This is a genomic window from Serratia sp. N21D137 (assembly GCF_047530005.1).
Classification (GTDB): domain Bacteria; phylum Pseudomonadota; class Gammaproteobacteria; order Enterobacterales; family Enterobacteriaceae; genus Chania; species Chania fonticola_B.
Genome location: NZ_JBLJAJ010000032.1, coordinates 16933 through 37543 on the forward strand (window position 1 = coordinate 16933; position 20611 = coordinate 37543).

Here is a 20611-nt window from a genome sequence, read left to right on the forward strand (position 1 = left end):
GCCCGCCAGGGCAGTAAGCCGCTGGCGGGTGGAACGATCAGGCTTTTTTGATAAACGGGCGAGCGATCAACCCGATTGGGCCGTGGGTATACCAGCGGCCTAGCCCTTTACTGCGGCGATCGCGCCCCAGCGACTGGGTGAGACGATCGAGAATAATGGCAAGAATAACGATACCGACGCCACCTACGGCGGCCAGCCCCATATCCAGGCGGCCGATGCCACGCAGCACCATCTGGCCCAGACCGCCTACGGCGATCATCGAGGCGATAACCACCATCGACAGCGCCAGCATCAGCGTTTGGTTAACCCCGGCCATGATGGTTGGCATGGCCAGCGGCAGCTGCACTTTAAACAGCAGCTGGCGCGGGCTGGAGCCGAAGGATTCGGCGGCTTCGATCAGATCTTCCGGCACCTGTTTGATGCCCAGGATCGTCAGACGTACGATGGGCGGCAGGGCGAAGATGATTGTTACCACTACCCCTGGCACGTTACCAATACCGAACAACATGACGATCGGCACCAGATAGACGAAGGCTGGTGTGGTCTGCATGGCATCAAGCAGTGGCCGGATCACCTTGGCGGCATGTTTGCTGCGTGCCAACCATATGCCCAACGGCAGGCCGATCAGGATGCAGAAGAACAGGGCGGTGAGCACCAGCGCCAGCGTGACCATCGCCTGTGACCAGGCCCCGATAGCGCCGATGGCGACTAACGACAGCAGCGTGGCGGCTCCCATGCCGAGGCTGGATATCTGCCAGGCGATCAGCGAGAACAGCAAAATGGCGACTGGAGCAGGCATACCCAGCAAAAACTGCTGGAAACCGCTGAGGATGAAATCTACCGGCACGCGAATACCCTGGAACAGCGGACGGAAGTGCAGTACCAGCCAATCAATGGCGTGGGTGACCCAGCTGTCAAACGGCACCCAAGCCTTGTGGAACGGATCCAGCAGGCTAAAGTGCTCGGGCTCCACTGGGGCGCTGTTAAGCCAGTCAGCGCCCGATGCGGCCTGATTAGCGGCATCGTGGGGTACGCTGTCTGCCGGTGCGCCGGTTGACCAGGGATCGCTGCTGGTAGCAGCCTGAGTTGCCGGGGCGTCGTTAGGGGATGTGGCAGCTGTTGCCCATGGATCCTGATAATCACTCATTCGTAGGGCCCTCTTTATCTAAAGCCTGCAGCAGCATGCCTTTGGAAATGATACCGATATAGTTGTTGTCTTCCCCGACCACCGGCACGGCGCAAGGAGCCTGTGCGACCAGTGAGATCAGTTCGCTCAGCGGCATATCCGCCGGAACGGGCAGTGGGGCATCCAGCAAGGCGTCGTCCAGCGTTTGATTGGCCGCCAGCGCCTGCTTGAGAGAGTCTATCGATACCACGCCGATAAATTTCTGGCCGCGTTCAAGCACGTAGCCATAGTCACGGTCTTCATCACGCAGGATCTGCAACGCAGAGCGCGGACCAAAACCGGGGGTCTTACGGATCAGGGTCACCGGGCGACGTTTGGCGATATCTTTGGCACTGAAAACGTGGCTGATATCGACGCCGCGGAAGAAGGTGCGCACATAATCGTTGGCCGGATTATTTAATATTTCATCCGGGGTCCCCACCTGGATCACTTCGCCGCCTTGCATAATGGCAATGCGATCGCCAATACGCATCGCTTCATCCAGATCGTGGGAAATAAAGACGATGGTGCGCTGATGTTTCGCCTGTAATTTGACGAGCTCATCCTGCATCTCGGCACGAATTAATGGGTCCAGCGCAGAGAAGGCTTCATCCATTAACAATATATCCGGATCGTTAGCCATGGCGCGGGCTAAGCCGACACGCTGGCGCATACCACCGGACAGTTCATCGGGATAGGCATTGGCATAATTTTCCAGCCCAACCTGACGCAAAGCGTCCAGCGCTTTTTCCTGGCGTTCCTGTAAAGGAATACCCGCTAATTCCATGCCGAAGGCGGTATTATTTAATACGTTCATATGCGGCATTAAAGCGAATGACTGGAACACCATGCTGATCTTATTACGCCGCACGGTGCGTAGCGCAGCATCGGATATTTTGGATATATCCTCGCCGTCAATCAGCACCTCACCGCGGGTGGGTTCTATCAGACGATTGAGAAGGCGTACCAGGGTGGATTTACCGGAACCGGAAAGCCCCATGATGACAAATATCTCGCCTTCTTCAATGGCCAGAGAGGCGTTCTTGACGCCCAGTGATAACCCCGTTTTTTCCAGCAGCTGGTCTTTCGTCAAACCTTTGTCTATCAGCTTAAATGCGCGTTCCGGGTGCTCACCAAATATCTTATATAAATTTTTAACTTCTAGTTTAATTGCCATGCAATTCGCTGTTTCCTTTGGTTTATTATCAAACGCTAAAATTGTCCTAATAGAAAATAAGAGTGCCCTATACCCTAACACACTGACATTCTGAGACAACCCTCAATGTTCATATCGCAGGATTTTTCTGGTGATACCCGGTTTGATGATTGGGTATAATTACCCGGTTTTTACGCGGTTATTTAACCGTAATGAGCAATGGGTAATGGCAGGATATATTGGTGACTATGGCAACTATTGGCAGGGAATATTGGCAGTGTCAAACGGGTAATTAATGCACGCATGGTAAAGTTCTGCGTGCATTGAGGAACGGCAGGAAAATCAGCAGATTTACCACCGTGGATCAGAGCGTGGGTTCGTCGCTGCTGGTGGGAATGACGACCAGTTCCACTTGCTGCTGCTGTAACACCGATCCCATTGCTGAGGGGGGAGGTAGGTCGGTAAATAACGCGGTCGCCTGTCGGGTATTGCCGATTTCTACTGCCGCCGAAGCATGGAACTTGGTGTGGTCCGCAGCCAGCAGAATATGACGTGAGTGTGCCATCATCGCTTTCACCACGCTGGACTCATTCACGTCAAATTCCAACAGATCGCCGTTGGCTTCGATTGCCCCTACGCTGGTGATCAGATAGTCGGCGCGAAAGCCTTCCACAAAGCTTACGGCGCTGGGGCCGATGATACCGCCGTTATTGTGGCGCAGCGTACCGCCCGGCACCATCACTTCGAACTCGGTGTTTTTATACAGGATATGCGCCACCCGCAGGCTGTTGGTAATGATGCGCAGATGGCTGTGGTTCATCAGCGCCCGGGCAACATGCTCAACGGTGGTGCCGATGGTGATAAAAATGGTGGAACGATCGGGAATATAATCGGCAATGGCCTCCGCAATGGCTATCTTCTCTTGCGTGTAAGAGAGTTCCCGTTGCTCAAAGGCCGTGTTGACCACACTAGAGGCACGGCCTGCCCCGCCATGATGGCGGCTAATCAGCCCCTGCTCGCTCAGTTTGCGGATATCGCGCCTGACCGTCTGCGTTGACACTTCCAGCAATTGCGCCAGCTCGTCGATGTTCATATAGCCGCGCTTGGCGATCAACTGGATCAGCTGATCGTGGCGTGGGTTGCCGGTAAGTTCAGTCAGACTCATGCTCCACTCCCTTAATATTGTCATCGGCCAACCATATTATACAAAACTGGCCAGGAAAGAGTCAGTTTGATCACAATTGGGGATGCCCGCGCGCCCGCCAGGACGGGTACACTTCAATGCGGCAACTGCATTGGCGTAACGCACCGCCTGAGCTATATCGGGTTGTGAACCCAGGGCTACCGCCAGCGCACCGTGGAAAACGTCGCCAGCCCCCGTGGTATCCACCACCTCAACCGAAAAGCCTGGCTGATGTTTCAGTTGAGCGTTTTCCAGCCAGAAACAGCCATGTTTACCCTGAGTGACATAAACTTGTCCGTTTTTGTCATTTTTTGCTGCACGCAATCCCTGCTCGATATCCGTTTTTCCTGTCATCCGCAGCAAACCCGGCTCGGAGAAGGCGGCATGGTCGGCCAAAGCAACCAGCGGGCGGATATCCTGCGGTGTGACATCGGCGTCCAACAGGGTAGTGACACCTGCGCGCCGGGCCAAGGTGAAGACAGTCAGCGCGCCCTGATGCCAACGCACGTCCGCCAACACCACATCGTACTGGCTAAAGTCGATGTCATGCAGCCATTCGGCATCCTCGGGTAAGTCTGGGCTGGGATGGTTGATGATCATGCGTTCTCCCTGGGCATCCACCAGCACAGCCGATTGCGATGAGCGCGCCTGTGGGCAACGGCGGGCATGTCTGACATTGACGCCATAGCTGCCTAACTCGGCCAACAGGGTTTGCCCGGTGGCATCGTCCCCGACCCGGCCAATGAAATCTACCTCTGCGCCCAATCTGGCTGCGGCTACCGCAGCCGTTGCCGCTGGGCCTCCGCCAATTTCGCGGTAGTCGTTGGCAACATATTTCCCCCCGCCTTCAGGCAGTTTCTCTACGTAATACAGGCGGTCTTGCACTGCAATGCCTACGCATGCGATTCGAGTCATGGTCTGGATCCCTGGATGTTGAACTGTGTAAGCGAACGGTTTCCAGCAAAAAGTGGCTACCGATCACGCTGCCACCATTTTAATTCACTCAAATGTTAAAAGAGTGACGGCTGTCAATTTTTTGACCATAAATTACAAATACGATCAAAAACAGACAAAAACGGTCTGGTTTATGGCCGATGAGATGACACAGACATGACACAGGTAACCAACAGGAGAGAACCATGGCACAGATCGCATTTATCGGGCTAGGGCAAATGGGCGCACCGATGGCCAGCAACCTGATTAAGCAGGGGCACCGGCTGAACGTTTTTGATATCAGCCCGGCGGCGGTCAGCACCTTGGTTGCTCAGGGGGCCAAGGCGGCAACCAGCCCGGCGCAGGCGGTACAGGACGCGGAGTTCGTCATCACCATGTTGCCTAACGGCGAACTGGTACATGAGGTGCTATTTGGTGCCGAGGGGGTGTGCTGCACCTTATCGCCTGCGGCATTGGTGATGGATATGTCCACCATCCACCCAATGCAAACGGATCGGCTGATTGCCCAGATGCAGGCTCGGGGTTTTAGCCTGATGGATGCCCCGGTCGGGCGGACTTCAGACCATGCTCAGGCTGGCACGTTGCTGATCCTGGCCGGTGGGACTGCCGAGCAGGTGGAGCGTGCGACGCCAGTGCTGATGGCGATGGGCTCGGAGCTGATCAACGCCGGTGGGCCGGGCATGGGGATCCGCGTGAAGCTGATCAACAACTACATGAGCATCGCGCTCAACGCGCTGTCTGCCGAAGCTGCGGTGCTGTGCGAGGCGCTGGGGCTGTCGTTTGACGTTGCGCTGCAAGTGATGAGCGGCACTCCGGCAGGCAAGGGGCATTTCACCACCACCTGGCCAAACAAGGTGCTGAAGGGCGATCTCAGCCCGGCGTTCATGATCGATCTGGCGCACAAGGATCTGGGCATAGCGCTGGATGTGGCCAATCAGTTGCACGTCGCCATGCCGATGGGGGCAGCCTCACGCGAGGTTTACAGCCAGGCGCGGGCCAGCGGGCGTGGGCGTCAGGATTGGAGTGCCATTTTGGAACAGGTTCGGGCTGCTTCGGGCAGAGCGGATCACGCGTAACACTTAACGTAATTGCGGTTGCTATGCAGCGCGCAGAGGGGAGAAGAAATGCCTTATTTATCTGGTAACACCATGATCCAACATGCATGGGAAAACGGCTATGCCATCGGCGCGTTCAGCGCACACAACGCCGAAACCATTCGCGCCATTTTGCTGGCAGCCGAACAGGAGCAGGCCCCGATCATGATCCAGGTGGGGCAGAAAGTGATTAGCGTGATGGGGCTGGAGCCCATGAAGGCGATGATCGATGCGTTTATGCACGATATCACGGTGCCGGTGTGCATCCACCTGGATCACAGCCGCAGCTTCGAACAGACCATGCAGGCGGTGCAGGCCGGGTTCCAGTCGGTGATGTTTGACGGCTCTCACCTGTCATTTGACGAAAACGTGCGGATCACCCGTGCCGTGGCGGATGTGGCCCACGCGCTGAACATTGGGGTCGAAGGTGAGATCGGCAAGATCGGCGGCACCGAGGATGATATTTCGGTCGACGAAAAAGACGCCCTGATCACCAGCAGTGACGAAGCGCTGCAGTTTGCTCAATCGACCACGGTGGATTATCTGGCGGTGTCTATTGGCACGGCTCACGGCCTGTACAAACAGGAGCCCAAGCTGGCGTTCGAACGCCTGCAAGAGATCCGCGAGATCGTCAAAAAACCGATTGTCCTGCACGGCGGCTCCGGCGTACCAGACGATCAGATCCGCAAGGCGGTTTCACTGGGCGTCGCCAAGGTGAACGTGGACACCGAACTGCGGCAGGCTTTCACCCAGGGCATGGCTGAAGTGCTCGACAAGGATCCGCACGAGTTTGTCTTGGCGGTGTCGCTCGGACATGGCCGTGATGTGATGCAGGCCAAGGTCGCCGAAAAAATCAGACTGTTTGGCAGCCAGGGTAAAGCCGCTCAGTTTTAAGCATCCGTTGCGCGGCAAACTGCCGCGCTCACCATAGGGCACAGATTATGACAACCATTCAACGCCAGCATTTTGGCGAACATCAAGGGCAGGCCGTTTCCCTTTTCACGCTGACCAATGCCAACGGGATGCGGCTGTGTGTGACCGATTACGGCTGCATCATTACTCAGCTTTGGGTGCCGGATCGCCATGGGCAAGCGGAAGATGTCGTGATGGGGTTCGACAATTTGGCGGCTTATCAGGCCGGGCATCCGTTCTTCGGCGCGATTGCCGGGCGCTGTGCCAACCGTATTGCTGGTGGCCGTTTCAGCATCGACGGTCAGGAATCTATTCTGGCCACCAACGAGCTTCCTACCGGACAACACCTGCACGGCGGACGTCGGGGTTTTGACAAATATGTCTGGCAGGCACAGGAAGACGGCGACGGCATTATTTTCAGCCGTACCTCTATCGATGGTGAGGAAGGCTATCCGGGCAATCTGCAGGTTAGCCACCGCATCGGCCTGACGGAAGATAACGTGATGACGCTGAGCTTTGAGGCACAGACCGATAAGCCGACGCTGGTCAACCTGGTTAATCACAGCCACTACAACCTGCGCGGGCATCAGCACCTGATCCACGATCAGCAGCTCAAGATCGACGCCGACTTTATGACGCCGGTAGATGAAACCACCATGCTGCCCACCGGTGAAATCCGCCGTGTTGCCGGGACGGCATTTGATTTCCGCAACGCCCGTCGTCTTGGGGACGCCATGCTGCACCGCCCGGCGCAGGATTTTGATATGAACTACGTGCTTAAACCTGGCGATGGTGCTTTGCATCCCGCCGCCAGCCTGATTTGTCCGCAGACCGGGCGAGTGATGGAAGTACACACCTCGCTGCCGGGCGTGCAGTTTTATAACGCCTTCAAGCTTTCCAACAAGATCTGGAATGGCAAGGCTGGCCATCGCTATCAGGCGTTTTCCGGCATCTGCCTTGAAACCCAGGCGTTCCCAGACAGCATTCACCACGCCCATTTTGGCAACGTGGTGCTGCGCCCAGGGGAAAACTATTACAGCCAGACTGAACACCGCTTCAGCACCGTGGCATAGATTTATTCGATTACTGGAAGCAATGTGATGAAAAATAAAGCAAAAGTGGGCGTGTTGGCGCTTGGCCGCGCGACCTTCGATGTGCCCTACGCGCAAGAGATGCTGGCGCAAGCCTGGCAGGCGCTGAGCGGGATGGATATCGAGCTGGTGGGGGAACCGGTATTACAGTTTGATGCCGAATCGGCTCTGCAAATACTGCCCGCACTCAAACAGGCCGATCTCGATCTGCTACTGATCCTGCAAGTGACCTTTACCGATGCCTCCCTCACCACCGAAGTGGTGCGAGATTTCCCGGTGCCCACTGCGATGTGGTCATTCCCGGAGGCCCGTACCGGTGGCCGTTTGCGTCTGAACTCTTTCTGCGGGGTGAATCTGGCTTGCCATGCCCTGAGCCGTGAAGCCATCAACGTGCAAACGCTGCACGGCCTGCCGGACGACAGCCGGGTGATTAACGAATTACAGCAGTTGGCGCAGGCCGCGGCGATCGTTAAGCGCTTCAAACAGGCCAAGGTGATGGTGATTGGTGAACACCCGCTGGGTTTTGACGCCTGTAACTACAACCAGCAGCAACTGACGCAGCACTTTGGCGTTGAGGTGACTCGCCAGCCGGTGCTGGAATTTATTGAAGAGGTGAAGGCGCTGCCGGACAGCGTGGCCGATGCGCCTTATGCGCGCCGTGCCAAGGATTTCCCTAACCTGGCAGAGATGGATCAAACGGCCACCCGCAAAACGCTCAAGGTTTACTCTGCCCTGCGTGAAAAAGCGCAGCGTGAAGGTTACACCGGCATTGCCGTGCGCTGTTGGCCGGATTTCTTTACCGATTACGGCTGCGCTGCCTGCGGGGCGTTGGCGTTGATGAACGAAGATAAAGTGCCGTGTGGCTGTGAAGCCGACATGTTTGGCGTGCTCTCTTCGCTGATGGCGCAGTGGGCCTCTGGCAATGCGGCGTTCAATACCGACCTGGTGGATATCGATCCGCAGGATAACAGCGTGGTGTTCTGGCACTGCGGGCAGGCACCGATCGAAATGGCCGATCGCGATGGCCCGGTGCAGGCCACCATCCACTCCAACCGCAAGCTTCCTCTGCTGTCTGAGTTTGCTCTCAAACCGGGGCGCATCACGCTATGCCGCATCACTCAGGGTGAGGGCAAGCTGCGCCTGATGCTGGCCGGTGGCGAAATGATCAAGGCTCCGCTGGCGTTTTCCGGCACAGCCGGGACGGCGCGCCTGGATGTGGATGCAGACACTTACCGCCAGCGCCTGATTGCGGCGGGTATGGAGCACCACACCTCGCTGGTTTACGGCGAGCACCGCCCGCTGCTGCGCAAAGTGGCCGGTCTGCTTGGTTTGGACGTGATTGAACTGACCTGAGCGGGCGACCAACGCTTGGAAAAATACGGCATTTAACCTTTTGGAGAATGGATCATGGTTTCTCAGCAAGGCTTGGAACTCACGCAACACGCAGGTGGATTTACGTTGACCTTTCAGCAGCGTGTGCTGATACAACACACGGCTGCGGCTCCGTGCCTGTGGATTGGGCGCGGCAAGGCGGATATCGAGATGTTCCGCGGCAACTTCAGCATCAAAGACCAGCTCAGTGAAAAACTGGCGCTGACCGAAACCCAGATCGTCCCGCAGGGCAAAGGCTGGCTGATCCGCTTTAGCCGGGGCGATGTGGCCCAGTGCACGCTGGCAATCACTACCGATGCGCAAGGGCGGTTGGAAATGCAGCTGCGCAACAGCGATGAGCAGAACAACCGCATGTGGTTGCGCCTGGCTGCCCGGCAGCAAGATCACGTTTATGGCTGCGGCGAACAGTTTTCCTATTTCGATCTACGCGGCAAGCCTTTCCCGTTATGGACCAGCGAGCAGGGGGTTGGGCGTAACAAGCAGACCTACGTTACCTGGCAGGCAGACTGCCAGGAAAACGCCGGTGGTGATTACTACTGGACCTTCTTCCCGCAGCCGACGTTTGTCAGTAGCCAGAAATATTACTGCCACGTAGAAAACAGCTGCTACATGAACTTCGATTTTTCTGCCCCAGAGTTCCATGAACTGGCGATCTGGCAGGATCAGGCGGTGTTGCGCTTTGACTGCGCCGACAGCTACATCAGCCTGTTGGAAAAGCTGACCGCGTTGCTTGGCCGCCAGCCGGAACTGCCGGACTGGGTGTATGACGGCGTCATCCTGGGCATTCAGGGCGGCACCGAGGTCTGCCAACAGAAGCTGGACGTGATGCGCGAGCACGGTGTCAAGGTTAGCGGGATCTGGGCGCAGGACTGGGAAGGACGGCGGATCACCTCTTTTGGCAAACGCCTGATGTGGAACTGGCGCTGGGACAGCGAGCTGTACCCGGAGCTGGATAAACGCATCCCGCAGTGGAAAAAAGAGGGGGTACATTTCCTGGGGTACATCAACCCTTATGTGGCCATCGAGAAAGAGCTGTATGCCGAGGCAGCCGAGAAAGGCTATCTGACCAAGGATTACGATGGTAAAGATTATCAGGTCGAATTTGGCGAGTTTTATGCTGGCGTAGTCGATCTCACCAAGCCAGAAGCTTATGACTGGTACAAGAACGTCATCAAAAAGAACCTGATCGAGTTTGGCCTCGACGGCTGGATGGCGGACTTCGGCGAATATCTGCCGACCGATACCGTTTTGCATAACGGCATCGATGCGGAAATCATGCATAACGCCTGGCCAGCGTTGTGGGCCAAGTGCAACTACGACGCGCTGGAAGAATGCGGCAAGCTGGGCGAGATCCTATTCTTTATGCGCGCGGGCTACACCGGCAGCCAGAAGTATTCGGTGATGATGTGGGCGGGCGACCAGAACGTGGACTGGAGCCTGGACGACGGCCTGGCTTCGGTGATCCCGGCGGCGCTGTCGTTGGCGATGACCGGCCACGGTCTGCACCACAGCGATATCGGCGGTTATACCACGCTGTTTGAGATGAAACGCAGCAAAGAACTGCTGATGCGCTGGTGCGAGTTCTGCGCTTTCACGCCGATGATGCGTACCCATGAAGGTAACCGCCCAGATGATAACTGGCAGTTCGATCATGATGTGGAAACCATCCGCCAGTTTGCCCGCATGAGTCAGGTCTTCACCTCCCTCAAGCCGTACATCAAGCAGGCGGTGGCGCTCAATGCGCAGTCCGGCTTACCGGTGATGCGCCCGCTGTTCCTGCATTATGAAGACGATGCTCACACCTACAGCCTGAAATACCAATACCTGTTTGGCCGCGATCTGCTGGTGGCTCCGGTGCATGAAGAAGGGCGCACCGACTGGACGCTCTACCTGCCGCAGGATAGCTGGATCAACCTGTGGACCGGTGAGCGGCATAGCGGAGGGGCAGAGGTGACGATAGCAGCACCAATGGGCCAACCGCCGGTGTTCTATCGGGCGGATAGCGAATGGGCGGAGCTGTTTGCCTCGCTACGCACGCTGTAATCACCAACTGTCAGCCGCCCGTAGCCCAACCGGCAAGGGCGGCTATCTCTGGGAATAGGTGTTTTCCAAGGAGAATCACCATGAGTGAAGCTAACCAGGATCCGGTGAAGCTGATATTGCCCCTGCGCGAGAAATTCGCCTATGGCATGGGCGATGTCGGTTCCAACCTGCTGTTGTGTGTCGGCACGCTGTATCTGCTGAAATTCTATACCGACGTGTTGGGGATCCCCGCCGCGTGGGGCGGGCTGATCTTTCTTATCTCGCGTTTTTTTACCGCCTTTACCGACATGGGGACCGGGCTGATGCTCGATTCCCGGCGCAATATTGGCCCCAAAGGCAAGTTCCGGCCATTTATTCTTTATGCCTCAATGCCGGTGGCGTTGCTGGTGGTGGCCAATTTTATCGGCGTGGGCGCTTCGTTGGATGTCACCATTAAAACGGTGATCGCCACGCTGATCTTTATGGCATTCGGGCTGTTCTTCAGCATGATGAACTGCTCCTACGGCGCGATGGTGCCTGCGATGACCAAAAACCCGCAGGAACGGGCGCAACTGGCTGCCTGGCGGCAGGGCGGGGCGACGGTGGGTTTGTTGTTGTGTACCGTAGCGTTTGTGCCGATCCTGTCGCTGTTTGACGGGCGCCCACAGGTGGGTTATCTAGTGGGGGCGGCTATCTTCGCTTTCGTCGGCATGCTGTGTATGTGGTGGTGCTATTCCGGTGTCAAAGAGCGTTATGTCGAGATCCCGAAACCGGGTGCACCCAAGCCGGGTCTGTTGCAGTCCTTCAAGGCTATCGCCGGTAACAAACCGCTGTTCGTACTGTGCGTGGCCAACCTGTGCACGCTGGCGGGCTTTAACATCAAGCTGGCGATCCAGATTTACTACACCCAATACGTCCTCAACGATATCACCCTGCTGTCCTATATGGGTTTCTTCAGCATGGGCTGCATCCTGCTTGGGGTGCTGCTGGTTCCGACGGTGGTGAAACGCTTTGGCAAGAAAAACGTCTATCTGGGTGGCCTGTCGCTGTGGATCCTGGGCGATGCCATGAACTATATGTGGGGCAATACCTCCATGCTGTTTGTGTTGTTCTCCTGCCTGGCGTTCTTCGGTACGGCCTTCGTCAACAGCCTCAACTGGGCGCTGGTGTCGGACACCGTGGAATACGGTGAGTGGAAAACCGGCGTGCGTTCGGAAGGCACGGTTTATACCGGCTTTACCTTCTTTCGCAAGGTTTCCCAAGGGTTGGCAGGCTTCTTCCCTGGCGTGATGCTGGCCTATATCGGCTATGTTCCCAACGTGGCGCAGGGGCCTGGCACGCTGGAAGGCTTACGGCAGCTGATCTTCCTCTATCCCTGTGGCCTGGCCGTGCTGACCGCATTGACCATGGGGCTGTTCTATCACCTGACGGAGAAGAACTACCTCAAGATCGTCGGTGAGCTGGAAGAGCGCAAGCGGGTACCAAGCCCGGCGCTATAAGCAGCCAGGTGTTAATCGGGGCGAATGTATTCGCCCTTGTAACAAGAAAGACGCAGGGTGTAAGACAATAATAAGGATCTGCCAGATGGCCAACTCTCTATCCTACCAAGATCCCGTTACGCTACGGTTGCCGCTGCGCGAAAAGTTCGCCTACGGCATGGGGGACTTCGGTTCCAACCTGATGCTGTGTATCGGTACCCTGTATTTGCTGAAGTTCTATACCGATATTCTGGGATTACCCGCCATCTACGGCGGCGTGATCTTTTTGATCGCCAAATTCTTCACCGCCTTCACCGATATGCTGACCGGCGTGCTGCTGGATTCCCGGCGTAATATCGGTGCCAAGGGCAAGTTCAGGCCGTTTATCTTCTATGCCTCGCTGCCAGTAGCCTTGCTGGCCGTGGCCAACTTCCTCAATAGCGGGTTCAGCCTGAATACCAAAACCGTCCTGGCCACCGTACTGTTTATGCTGTTCGGCTTGTTCTACAGCCTGATGAACTGCTCCTATGGGGCGATGGTGCCAGCCATCACCAAAAACCCGCAGGAGCGTGCGCACCTTGCCGCTTGGCGGCAGGGAGGTGCAACGCTGGGGCTGCTGTTATGCACCGTGGGCTTTGTCCCGATCCAGATGTTGTTCACTTCACGCCCGGAGATAGGCTATCTGGTTGCCGCAGTGGTGTTTGCGACCTGTGGTGTGTTTTGCATGTGGTGGTGCCATGCCGGGGTCAAAGAGCGCTATGTTGATGTGGTACCGGCGCATCATAAACCTGGCATCTTCAAATCCTTCCGCGCCATTTTCCAGAACCCGCCATTGCTGGTGCTGTGCATTGCAAACCTGTGTACGCTGGCAGCGTTTAATATCAAGTTGGCGATCCAGGTCTATTACACCCAATACGTATTGCACGATATCCATTTGCTGTCCTATATGGGCTTTTTCAGCATGGGCTGCATTTTGATTGGCGTGCTGATGGTGCCAGCGGCAGTGAAGCGTTTTGGTAAAAAGCGGGTCTACCTGGGTGGCCTGTTGCTGTGGTGCCTGGGAGATCTGTGTAACTACGCCTGGGGCGACAGCTCGCTCTCTTTCGTAGCGTTCTCCTGTATGGCCTTCTTCGGCACGGCCTTCGTCAACAGCCTGAACTGGGCGCTGGTGCCCGATACCGTTGATTACGGCGAATGGAAAACCGGCATCCGCGCGGAAGGCTCGGTGTATACCGGCTATACCTTTTCACGCAAGATCTCCGCCGCGCTAGCCGGATTGTTACCGGGCATTATGCTGACGCAGATCGGCTACATACCGAATGTTGAGCAGTCTGCCTCGGTGCTGAAAGGCCTGCACGAGTTAATCTTTATTTATCCCTGCGTATTGGCGATGGTTGCCGCCGTCATGATGGGGTTTTTCTATAAGTTGAATGAGCAGCTATTTATGCAAATCATCACCGAGATTAATCACAAAAAAGGAAACCGCGACCAACAGGCCGAGCCTCATCCGGCAATCAATACGGCAATAATCAAAGAAGTCTAAGCCACAGCATTACCAATAATAACGCACAGCTGTCATGCCTAACGGCATGACGGCGGGATTTCTGCAGGCTTTTATCAGGAACAATGTCACAAGGAAATTTAACCATGTCTACTTTCTGGGGTTCTGGCAGCAATAAAACCAAGACGATACTGCTGGTGGCGGCGTTGTTTGCCTCAGCCAGCGCTCAGGCCGGGCGTGCCTATCTGGAAACTCGAGAGGCTTATAATACCGCCTCTGAATTAAACGAAATCATCCTGCGCGGCGGCTATAATTTTGATGGTGGAGCCGGTGTGATGGCCACCAACGCCTATAACATTGGCAAGTTTGATCAGCTTAAGCACAGCTATAACGAGCTGGAGGGTTGGTATCCATTGTTCCGGCCAACGGATAAATGGACGGTGTCTCCTGGTGGCCTGGTCAACTCGAGTAGTGCGGGTTCTGGCGGTGCTATCTATCTGGACAACAACTATAAATTCCTGCCGTTTTTCAACCTGACCGTGCGTTATCGCTATAACCATAATAACTACGATTCCATCGATTTTAACGGCAACCCAGCACGTAATGATACCCATGAAATTGCCAACTACTGGAACTTTAAGCTCAGCGATGAGTTAAATTATACCTTCGAGCCACATTACTTTATCCGGGTTAACGATTTCCACAGTAAGAATGGCAAGAGTCACCATTGGGAGATCACCAATAAGTTCAGCTATAAAATCGATACCCATTGGATGCCCTATCTGGAGCTGCAATGGTTGGACCGCTGGAACGATTATAATAAGGAGCAGTATCGTATCCGCGTAGGGTTGCGGTATACCTTTTAAGCCACACCAATAAAAAACCCGGCCAAGTCTTGGCCGGGTAAAAAGAGCTGAATGTAACATTGATGCCGATATCGAAGGGGATATCTGTGAATCAGCATAACCCCGCAATATGACAGGCAGATGTCAGCCTAAGCCTTGCGGTATAGACGACGAGGATGACCGATATTGCCGTAGAGCATTTCAACGTGCACAAACTGGGTTGCTACGCAGTATTCCAGATAGCGGCGTGCGGTGGTTTTGCTAATGCCGGCGTGTGACACCACGTCTTCCACCGCGTGGGCTACCTCCGGTTGCTCGATGAACAATGCCTGCACCAACTCCAGAGTAATGGTTTCAATCCCTTTGGCGCTGGGCTCGTTGGAAAACTGCTTGGACTGCAGGTTATACAACGCATCGACGCTGCTCTGGTCGATGACCTTGAAGGTGCGTTGGGTCTGCACAAACTGCATAAAGCGTTCCAGCGAATTGCGCAGCCGCTTATAGGATACCGGTTTGATGATGTAGTCGAAGGCCCCGTTGCGGATCGCCTGGCTACAGGTATTCATATCGCTGGCGGCGGTGATAAAAATCACCGAGCAGCCGGGCTTTTTCACCGCGGCTTCTTCCATTAGCGCAATCCCCTGGCCGTCCGGCAGAAAGTTGTCCAGCAGGATCAACCGGGGCTGGTGAGCATTCACTTTTGCTCTGGCTTCCGCCAGGGTCGCGGCATAGGCCACCACCCGCAGGTTGAAATGTTTCTCAAGAAATTCGGCGTGTAGCGTAGCCAGTTGCGGCTCGTCTTCCACGATCAGAACGTCCAGTGTCTCAGGTTGCATAGGTCGGATCCGGGTGCTTAAGCTTTGGGGATAAACAGCGAGAAAATGGCGCCGTGCGGATCGTTGTCCGACACTTCGATGCTGCCATGTGCCTGAGCGACGTGGCTGGCCACCAGGTGCAGGCCGATACCGTGGTCGCCCTTATCTTTGGTTGTCACGCCTTGTTCAAACAGCGTATCACGAACCTGCGGTGCAATCCCGGTGCCGCGATCGGCCACTTCGATCACCAGCTCGTTGCTGCTGTCATTGATATAGAGTTCTACCGCTTCGTGCGGCGCTGCGCAACGCAGCGTAGCATCGAACGCATTATCCAACAGGTTGCCAATAATCGACATCAGCTCGGTTTCATTCAGCGCGGCGGGGATTTGGCGCAGCTGGCAGGCGGGGTCGAAGCGGAGTTCAATGCCTTTTTCCCGTGCGCTGGAGTATTTGCCCAACAGCAGGCCACACAAGGCGGCGGAGCTGAAGCGCTGGGAAATGAAATCGAGGATCTCCTGCGCACCTTCCGACTGGGCCTCCACATAGCGGACGGCTTCGTCATAACGTTGCATATGCAGCAAGCCAGCGAGCGTGGCCGTCCAGTTCAGCTGTTCGTGGCGCATGATGCGCAGGTTGTCAGCATAGCGTTTTACCTGGCTAAGCTGGCTGCTGAGGGTGTTGATGTCGTTCTTGTCGCGAAAGCTGATCACCCAACCCTGTAGCTCATCTTCCTGCATGATCCGCACCCGGCTGGCAATGACTCGCACATGGTTGAAACGGCACACCTCGTCATGGGTGTCGTGCCCCAGCTGCGTAGCGGCAAAGAAATCGGGCTGCGACTGGATGATCTCACCGATATGCTGGCCCAACAGATTATTGGCCGGTTGGCGCAGGTCCAGCAGCTCACGCGCGGCGTGGTTAATGGTGATGATGCGCAGTTGCGGATCTATGGCGATCACCCCTTCATAGATAGCTTCCAGCAGGGCTTTTTGCTGGCGCACCAGCAGCGCGATCTCTTTCGGCTCTAATGAAAACATCTGGCGTTTCAGGTTTTTCGATAATAGCCAGGAAAAGATAAACAGTGCCATCAATAGCAAAACGATCGAGGCCACGATCTGGGTCAGCGTATGGGCATTTAAACTGTCGATATGGGATTTAAGATACCCGACGGAAACAATACCGATCACCCGGTTATTGTCATCCACAATCGGTGCCTTGCTGCGTAATGAAATACCGATCCCCCCATTGCGGATCGAGATAATGCTTTTGCCTTCCAGCACTTCTTTATTATCGCCCCCCACCATGGGGGTGCCCAAACGGTCGGCGTGTTCGGAATGGTAAAGGTGAATGGTATGGCTATCGCCGATCACAATATAGCTGGCATCGCTGCTGGCGCGGATTTTTTTCATCAGTGTAGCGATATATTGCGTGTCGTTATTTTCAACTGCGGTGACCAGGGAGGGGATCAGCGCAATCTCACGTGCCTGCACTTGGGCGCGGGCACCCAGATCCCGGTGCAACTGCGCATCCAGTTTGTAGTAAGTGTAAACCCCGATCAGCGTCAGCAACACGCAGGAAAAGGCGACCAGGCACAGGAACAGCTTGATATGAAAAGAGAGTTTGATGTGCATGGTTTGCCGCGAGTCCTGGTGTCCGTTTGGGTGACTACCCTATCATGAGTCGCCCTTGAAGTAATATTGCCCAAGATCAAGTTGTGAGCAGCGGCACGGCTTTATTGTAAGGAGGAATGAAAACAAACCTATTATTAAACCCATTAACTCCACAGGTTATTTTACATAAATCGTATTAACACCATAGAAACCATAATCCCCATTAAAAACCCTTGTTTATTTTGAACAAAATCACAGCGGTGACTCCAAGCGTTTCTCTATGATGGCCGAACAAACAATAAGAGGCCAGATTATGAGCACAACCGATGATTCCTACCTCGCTACCAAAGATAAAACTGCCGATATTCCGCTGCGCGAAAAGTGGTGGCATATTCTGGATAATTACAAAATAGGAATTATACCGCTGCCCTTCTTCGTGCTGGCCGGAGTGCTGATCCTGCTCGATTGCCTGGCAGGGAAATTACCCAGCGATATCGTGGTGATGGTGGCGACGCTGGCGTTCTTCGGCTTTGCCTGTGGTGAGTTTGGCAAGCGTCTGCCGCTGGTGGGGAAAATGGGGGCTGCCGCCATCTGCGCCACCTTTATACCTTCCGCACTGGTGCACTATGGTTTGCTGCCGGACGTGGTGGTTGAATCCACCACCAAATTCTACAAGTCGACCAATATTCTTTATCTCTACATCTGCTGCATCATCGTCGGCAGCATTATGAGCATGAACCGCCAGGTGCTGATCCAGGGCTTCCTGCGTATCTTTGTGCCGATGTTGTGCGGTGAGGTTGCCGGTATGCTGGTCGGGATGGCGGTGGGTATGGCGTTGGGCCTGGATCCGTTCCAGATCTTCTTCTTCCTGATCCTGCCGATCATGGCCGGTGGCGTGGGGGAAGGGGCGATCCCATTGTCGATGGGCTATGCCGCCATTTTGCATATGGAGCAGGGCGTAGCTTTGGGGCGTATCCTGCCGATCGTGATGTTGGGCAGCCTGACGGCGATCGTGATTGCTGGCCTGCTGAACCAATTGGGGAAACGCTATCCGCACCTTACCGGCGAAGGCAGCCTGATGCCGAGCAAGCAGGGTGATAGCGAGGTCGCGGCAACGGAGAAACTGAGGGGTAATGTGGATGTTGCCACTATCGCCTGTGGCGCGCTGCTGGCTATCCTGCTGTATATGGTGGGTATGTTGTTACACCGGCTGATCGGCTTACCGGCCCCGGTGGGGATGCTGTTTGCCGCGGTGGCGGTGAAGCTGGCACACGGCGTTTCGCCACGTATTCAGCAAGGATCGCAGGTGGTGTATAAATTCTTCCGCACCGCCGTGACCTATCCGATCCTGTTTGCCGTAGGGGTTGCTATTACGCCGTGGCAAGAGCTGGTGGATGCCTTCACCGTACAGAACCTGATTGTGATCGTGGCCACGGTAAGCACGCTGGTTGCCACCGGTTTCCTGGTTGGCAAGAAGATTGGTATGCATCCGATCGACGTGGCCATTGTTTCCTGCTGCCAGAGTGGACAAGGCGGAACCGGTGACGTGGCGATCCTGACGGCGGGCAACCGGATGTCACTGATGCCCTTCGCCCAAATCGCAACGCGCATCGGCGGAGCGATCAACGTTTCGCTGTCGCTGCTGATGCTGTCGCATTTCTATTGATTACCCCTTGTATGTTTAAAGGGGGCTAGCGGTGAGGTTAAATGACTCTTGCTGATGAAAAAACAACCATAGCTATTGAGTATTCAAGAGTGGTGTAGCACAATTGAGCTACATTTTTTGTCATCGCCGAGGTTTGACCATGTCAACCACCACCATCCGCCTGCCTGAAGAACTTAAAGCTCGCGTCGCGGCCGCAGCAGACAAGGTTGGCGTGAGTTCTCACAGTTTTATTCTGCAGGCTATTACGGAAAAAACTCAGCGGGAAGAGTTACGTCGCGATTTCGAGGAACAGGCGGAACAGCGTTATGCCAACATTATCGCCACGGGTGAGACCATTTCCTGGGACGATATGCGCGGTTATCTGGAAAGCTATGTAGCCGGAAATAGCACGGCCACCCAGCCTGTAGCGAAAAAACTGGGGGGGCGATGACCAAAATCGAGTTGGCGCCAGAGGTCAGGGATGATATCGAGCGTATTCTCGACCATTTGGCGCATTATGAGGTAGCCGATACCGGGCAGCGAATTCAGGAGATTATCCAGGCGATTACGGTACTGGAACATAATCCGTTGATTGGCAGGCCACTTGGCTCAGGAACGCGTGAGTTGATTATTGGCCAGCAAACGCGAGGATATTTGGCGCTTTATAAGTACGTGCCCGATATTGATACGGTATTTGTTCTGGCCATCCGTAGCCAGAAGGAACTGGGTTATTAATTGTTGAGGTTTTAGCTAGAGGCGCAGCATCCTGTTCCCTATCAGGCTCAGAATTCCCAGTCCTCATCTTCGGTATTCACCGCCTTGCCCATCACGTAGGAAGAGCCGGAGCCGGAGAAGAAATCGTGGTTCTCATCGGCGTTGGGTGACAGCGCCGACAGGATTGCCGGGTCTACTTGTGCCATTGCCGGTGGGAACAACGCCTCGTAGCCCAGATTCATCAGCGCCTTGTTGGCGTTATAGTGCAGGAAGGTTTTCACCTCTTCCGTCCAGCCCACCCCGTCGTAGAGCTCTTCGGTATAACGTACCTCGTTGTCGTAGAGATCCTGCAGCAAATCGAAGGCAAAGTTCTTCACCTGCTGGCGGCGGGCTGGGCTGGCCTGCTCCAGGCCTTTCTGAAACTTGTAGCCAATATAGTAGCCATGCACCGCTTCATCGCGAATGATCAGGCGGATCAGATCGGCGGTGTTGGTCAGCTTGGCCCGGCTCGACCAGTACATGGGCAGGTAAAAGCCGGAATAGAACAGGAACGACTCCAGAAACACGCTGGCGACCTTTTTCAACAGCGGATCGTCGCTGCGATAGTGCGCCAGAATGATGCTGGCCTTTTTCTGTAGCGTGGCGTTTTCCTCGCTCCAACGGTAAGCCTCGTCAACATCCCGGGTTTGGCACAGGGTGGAGAATATCGAACTGTAGGAACGGGCGTGTACCGCCTCCATAAAGCTGATGTTGGAATACACCGCCTCTTCGTGCGGGGTAATAGAATCGGCGATCAGCGCCGGTGCGCCAACGGTATTCTGGATGGTGTCCAGCAGCGTCAGCCCGGTAAATACGCGGATGGTGAGCTGTTGTTCCTTGGCGGTCAGCGTGGCCCAGGACGGAATATCGTTCGACAGCGGCACCTTTTCCGGCAGCCAGAAGTTGCTGGTCAGCCGGTTCCACACCTCCAGATCCTTGTCGTCATCAATCTTGTTCCAGTTGATGGCCTGCACTCGTTGCATTGTCATAATCTT

At 55.4% G+C, this 20611-nt stretch carries 18 protein-coding genes; 11 read left to right on the plus strand and 7 right to left on the minus strand.

The genetic code is table 11. The features are described 5' to 3' along the window. Positions 1-37: 37 nt before the first annotated feature. From proW to ACMV5H_RS20885, 4 genes are all read right to left on the minus strand, one after another. The gene (proW, locus tag ACMV5H_RS20870; RefSeq protein ID WP_021807605.1) at positions 38-1147 is read right to left on the minus strand and encodes a glycine betaine/L-proline ABC transporter permease ProW; all 1110 of its coding nucleotides are present in this window, start codon (positions 1145-1147) and stop codon (positions 38-40) included. Beyond that, a complete protein-coding gene (gene proV / locus ACMV5H_RS20875; protein WP_021807606.1) occupies positions 1140-2342 on the minus strand; it encodes a glycine betaine/L-proline ABC transporter ATP-binding protein ProV in 1203 nt (400 codons plus the stop codon). Before proV ends, proW begins: the two co-directional genes overlap by 8 nt. 343 nt (positions 2343-2685) lie before the next feature. Then, positions 2686-3486 carry a DeoR/GlpR family DNA-binding transcription regulator gene (locus ACMV5H_RS20880; protein ID WP_414822392.1) on the minus strand — a complete coding sequence of 267 codons (801 nt, stop codon included), beginning with the start codon at positions 3484-3486 and terminating at the stop codon, positions 2686-2688. 36 nt (positions 3487-3522) lie between these two features. Continuing rightward, positions 3523-4419 (minus strand): sugar kinase, encoded by an 897-nt coding sequence (locus ACMV5H_RS20885; RefSeq protein WP_414822393.1) that lies wholly within the window; start codon positions 4417-4419, stop codon positions 3523-3525. A gap of 224 nt (positions 4420-4643) precedes the next feature. Here ACMV5H_RS20885 and yihU point away from each other — a divergent pair, with 224 nt between their 5' ends. From yihU to ompL, 8 genes are all read left to right on the plus strand, one after another. Next, positions 4644-5534: a sulfolactaldehyde 3-reductase gene (gene yihU / locus ACMV5H_RS20890; RefSeq protein ID WP_021807610.1), complete on the plus strand. Its 891-nt coding sequence runs from the start codon at positions 4644-4646 to the stop codon at positions 5532-5534. Positions 5535-5582: 48 nt separating this feature from the next. Further along, on the plus strand, positions 5583-6446 hold the full coding sequence (locus ACMV5H_RS20895) for a class II fructose-bisphosphate aldolase (RefSeq protein ID WP_021807611.1): 864 nt from the start codon (positions 5583-5585) through the stop codon (positions 6444-6446). Positions 6447-6493: 47 nt separating this feature from the next. Further along, on the plus strand, positions 6494-7537 hold the full coding sequence (locus ACMV5H_RS20900; protein ID WP_021807612.1) for an aldose epimerase family protein: 1044 nt from the start codon (positions 6494-6496) through the stop codon (positions 7535-7537). A 27-nt stretch (positions 7538-7564) separates the two neighbouring features. Then, positions 7565-8908, plus strand: a complete 1344-nt coding sequence (locus ACMV5H_RS20905) for an L-fucose/L-arabinose isomerase family protein (RefSeq protein ID WP_071683988.1) — start codon at positions 7565-7567, stop codon at positions 8906-8908. A 54-nt stretch (positions 8909-8962) separates the two neighbouring features. Next, positions 8963-10990: an alpha-glucosidase gene (locus ACMV5H_RS20910; protein WP_115160025.1), complete on the plus strand. Its 2028-nt coding sequence runs from the start codon at positions 8963-8965 to the stop codon at positions 10988-10990. A gap of 80 nt (positions 10991-11070) precedes the next feature. Further along, entirely contained in the window at positions 11071-12468 is a 1398-nt protein-coding gene (locus ACMV5H_RS20915) for an MFS transporter (protein WP_414822394.1), read from the plus strand. An 85-nt stretch (positions 12469-12553) separates the two neighbouring features. Further along, positions 12554-13990 (plus strand): MFS transporter, encoded by a 1437-nt coding sequence (locus tag ACMV5H_RS20920; RefSeq protein WP_414822395.1) that lies wholly within the window; start codon positions 12554-12556, stop codon positions 13988-13990. Between the two features lie 104 nt (positions 13991-14094). Then, complete coding sequence (gene ompL, locus ACMV5H_RS20925; RefSeq protein ID WP_071683984.1) at positions 14095-14814, plus strand: porin OmpL; 720 nt, start codon at positions 14095-14097, stop codon at positions 14812-14814. A 128-nt stretch (positions 14815-14942) separates the two neighbouring features. Here the strand turns inward: ompL and ACMV5H_RS20930 are convergent, their stop codons facing one another. Together ACMV5H_RS20930 and ACMV5H_RS20935 are read right to left on the minus strand one after the other, a co-directional pair. Continuing rightward, positions 14943-15629 (minus strand): response regulator, encoded by a 687-nt coding sequence (locus ACMV5H_RS20930; RefSeq protein WP_179252125.1) that lies wholly within the window; start codon positions 15627-15629, stop codon positions 14943-14945. A 17-nt stretch (positions 15630-15646) separates the two neighbouring features. Then, entirely contained in the window at positions 15647-17239 is a 1593-nt protein-coding gene (locus ACMV5H_RS20935) for a sensor histidine kinase (protein WP_021807619.1), read from the minus strand. Positions 17240-17531: 292 nt separating this feature from the next. On the opposite strand from ACMV5H_RS20935, the gene ACMV5H_RS20940 reads away from it, so the two are divergent. The 3 genes from ACMV5H_RS20940 (at position 17532) to ACMV5H_RS20950 (ending at position 19598) form a co-directional block, all read left to right on the plus strand. Beyond that, a complete protein-coding gene (locus ACMV5H_RS20940; RefSeq protein ID WP_414822396.1) occupies positions 17532-18884 on the plus strand; it encodes a 2-hydroxycarboxylate transporter family protein in 1353 nt (450 codons plus the stop codon). A 139-nt stretch (positions 18885-19023) separates the two neighbouring features. Then, positions 19024-19314: a CopG family ribbon-helix-helix protein gene (locus ACMV5H_RS20945; RefSeq protein WP_021807621.1), complete on the plus strand. Its 291-nt coding sequence runs from the start codon at positions 19024-19026 to the stop codon at positions 19312-19314. Then, complete coding sequence (locus ACMV5H_RS20950; RefSeq protein ID WP_021807622.1) at positions 19311-19598, plus strand: type II toxin-antitoxin system RelE/ParE family toxin; 288 nt, start codon at positions 19311-19313, stop codon at positions 19596-19598. Before ACMV5H_RS20945 ends, ACMV5H_RS20950 begins: the two co-directional genes overlap by 4 nt. A 47-nt stretch (positions 19599-19645) precedes the next feature. Here the strand turns inward: ACMV5H_RS20950 and nrdF are convergent, their stop codons facing one another. After that, positions 19646-20605 (minus strand): class 1b ribonucleoside-diphosphate reductase subunit beta, encoded by a 960-nt coding sequence (gene nrdF, locus ACMV5H_RS20955; RefSeq protein WP_037376549.1) that lies wholly within the window; start codon positions 20603-20605, stop codon positions 19646-19648. Between the last annotated feature and the right edge of the window lie 6 nt (positions 20606-20611).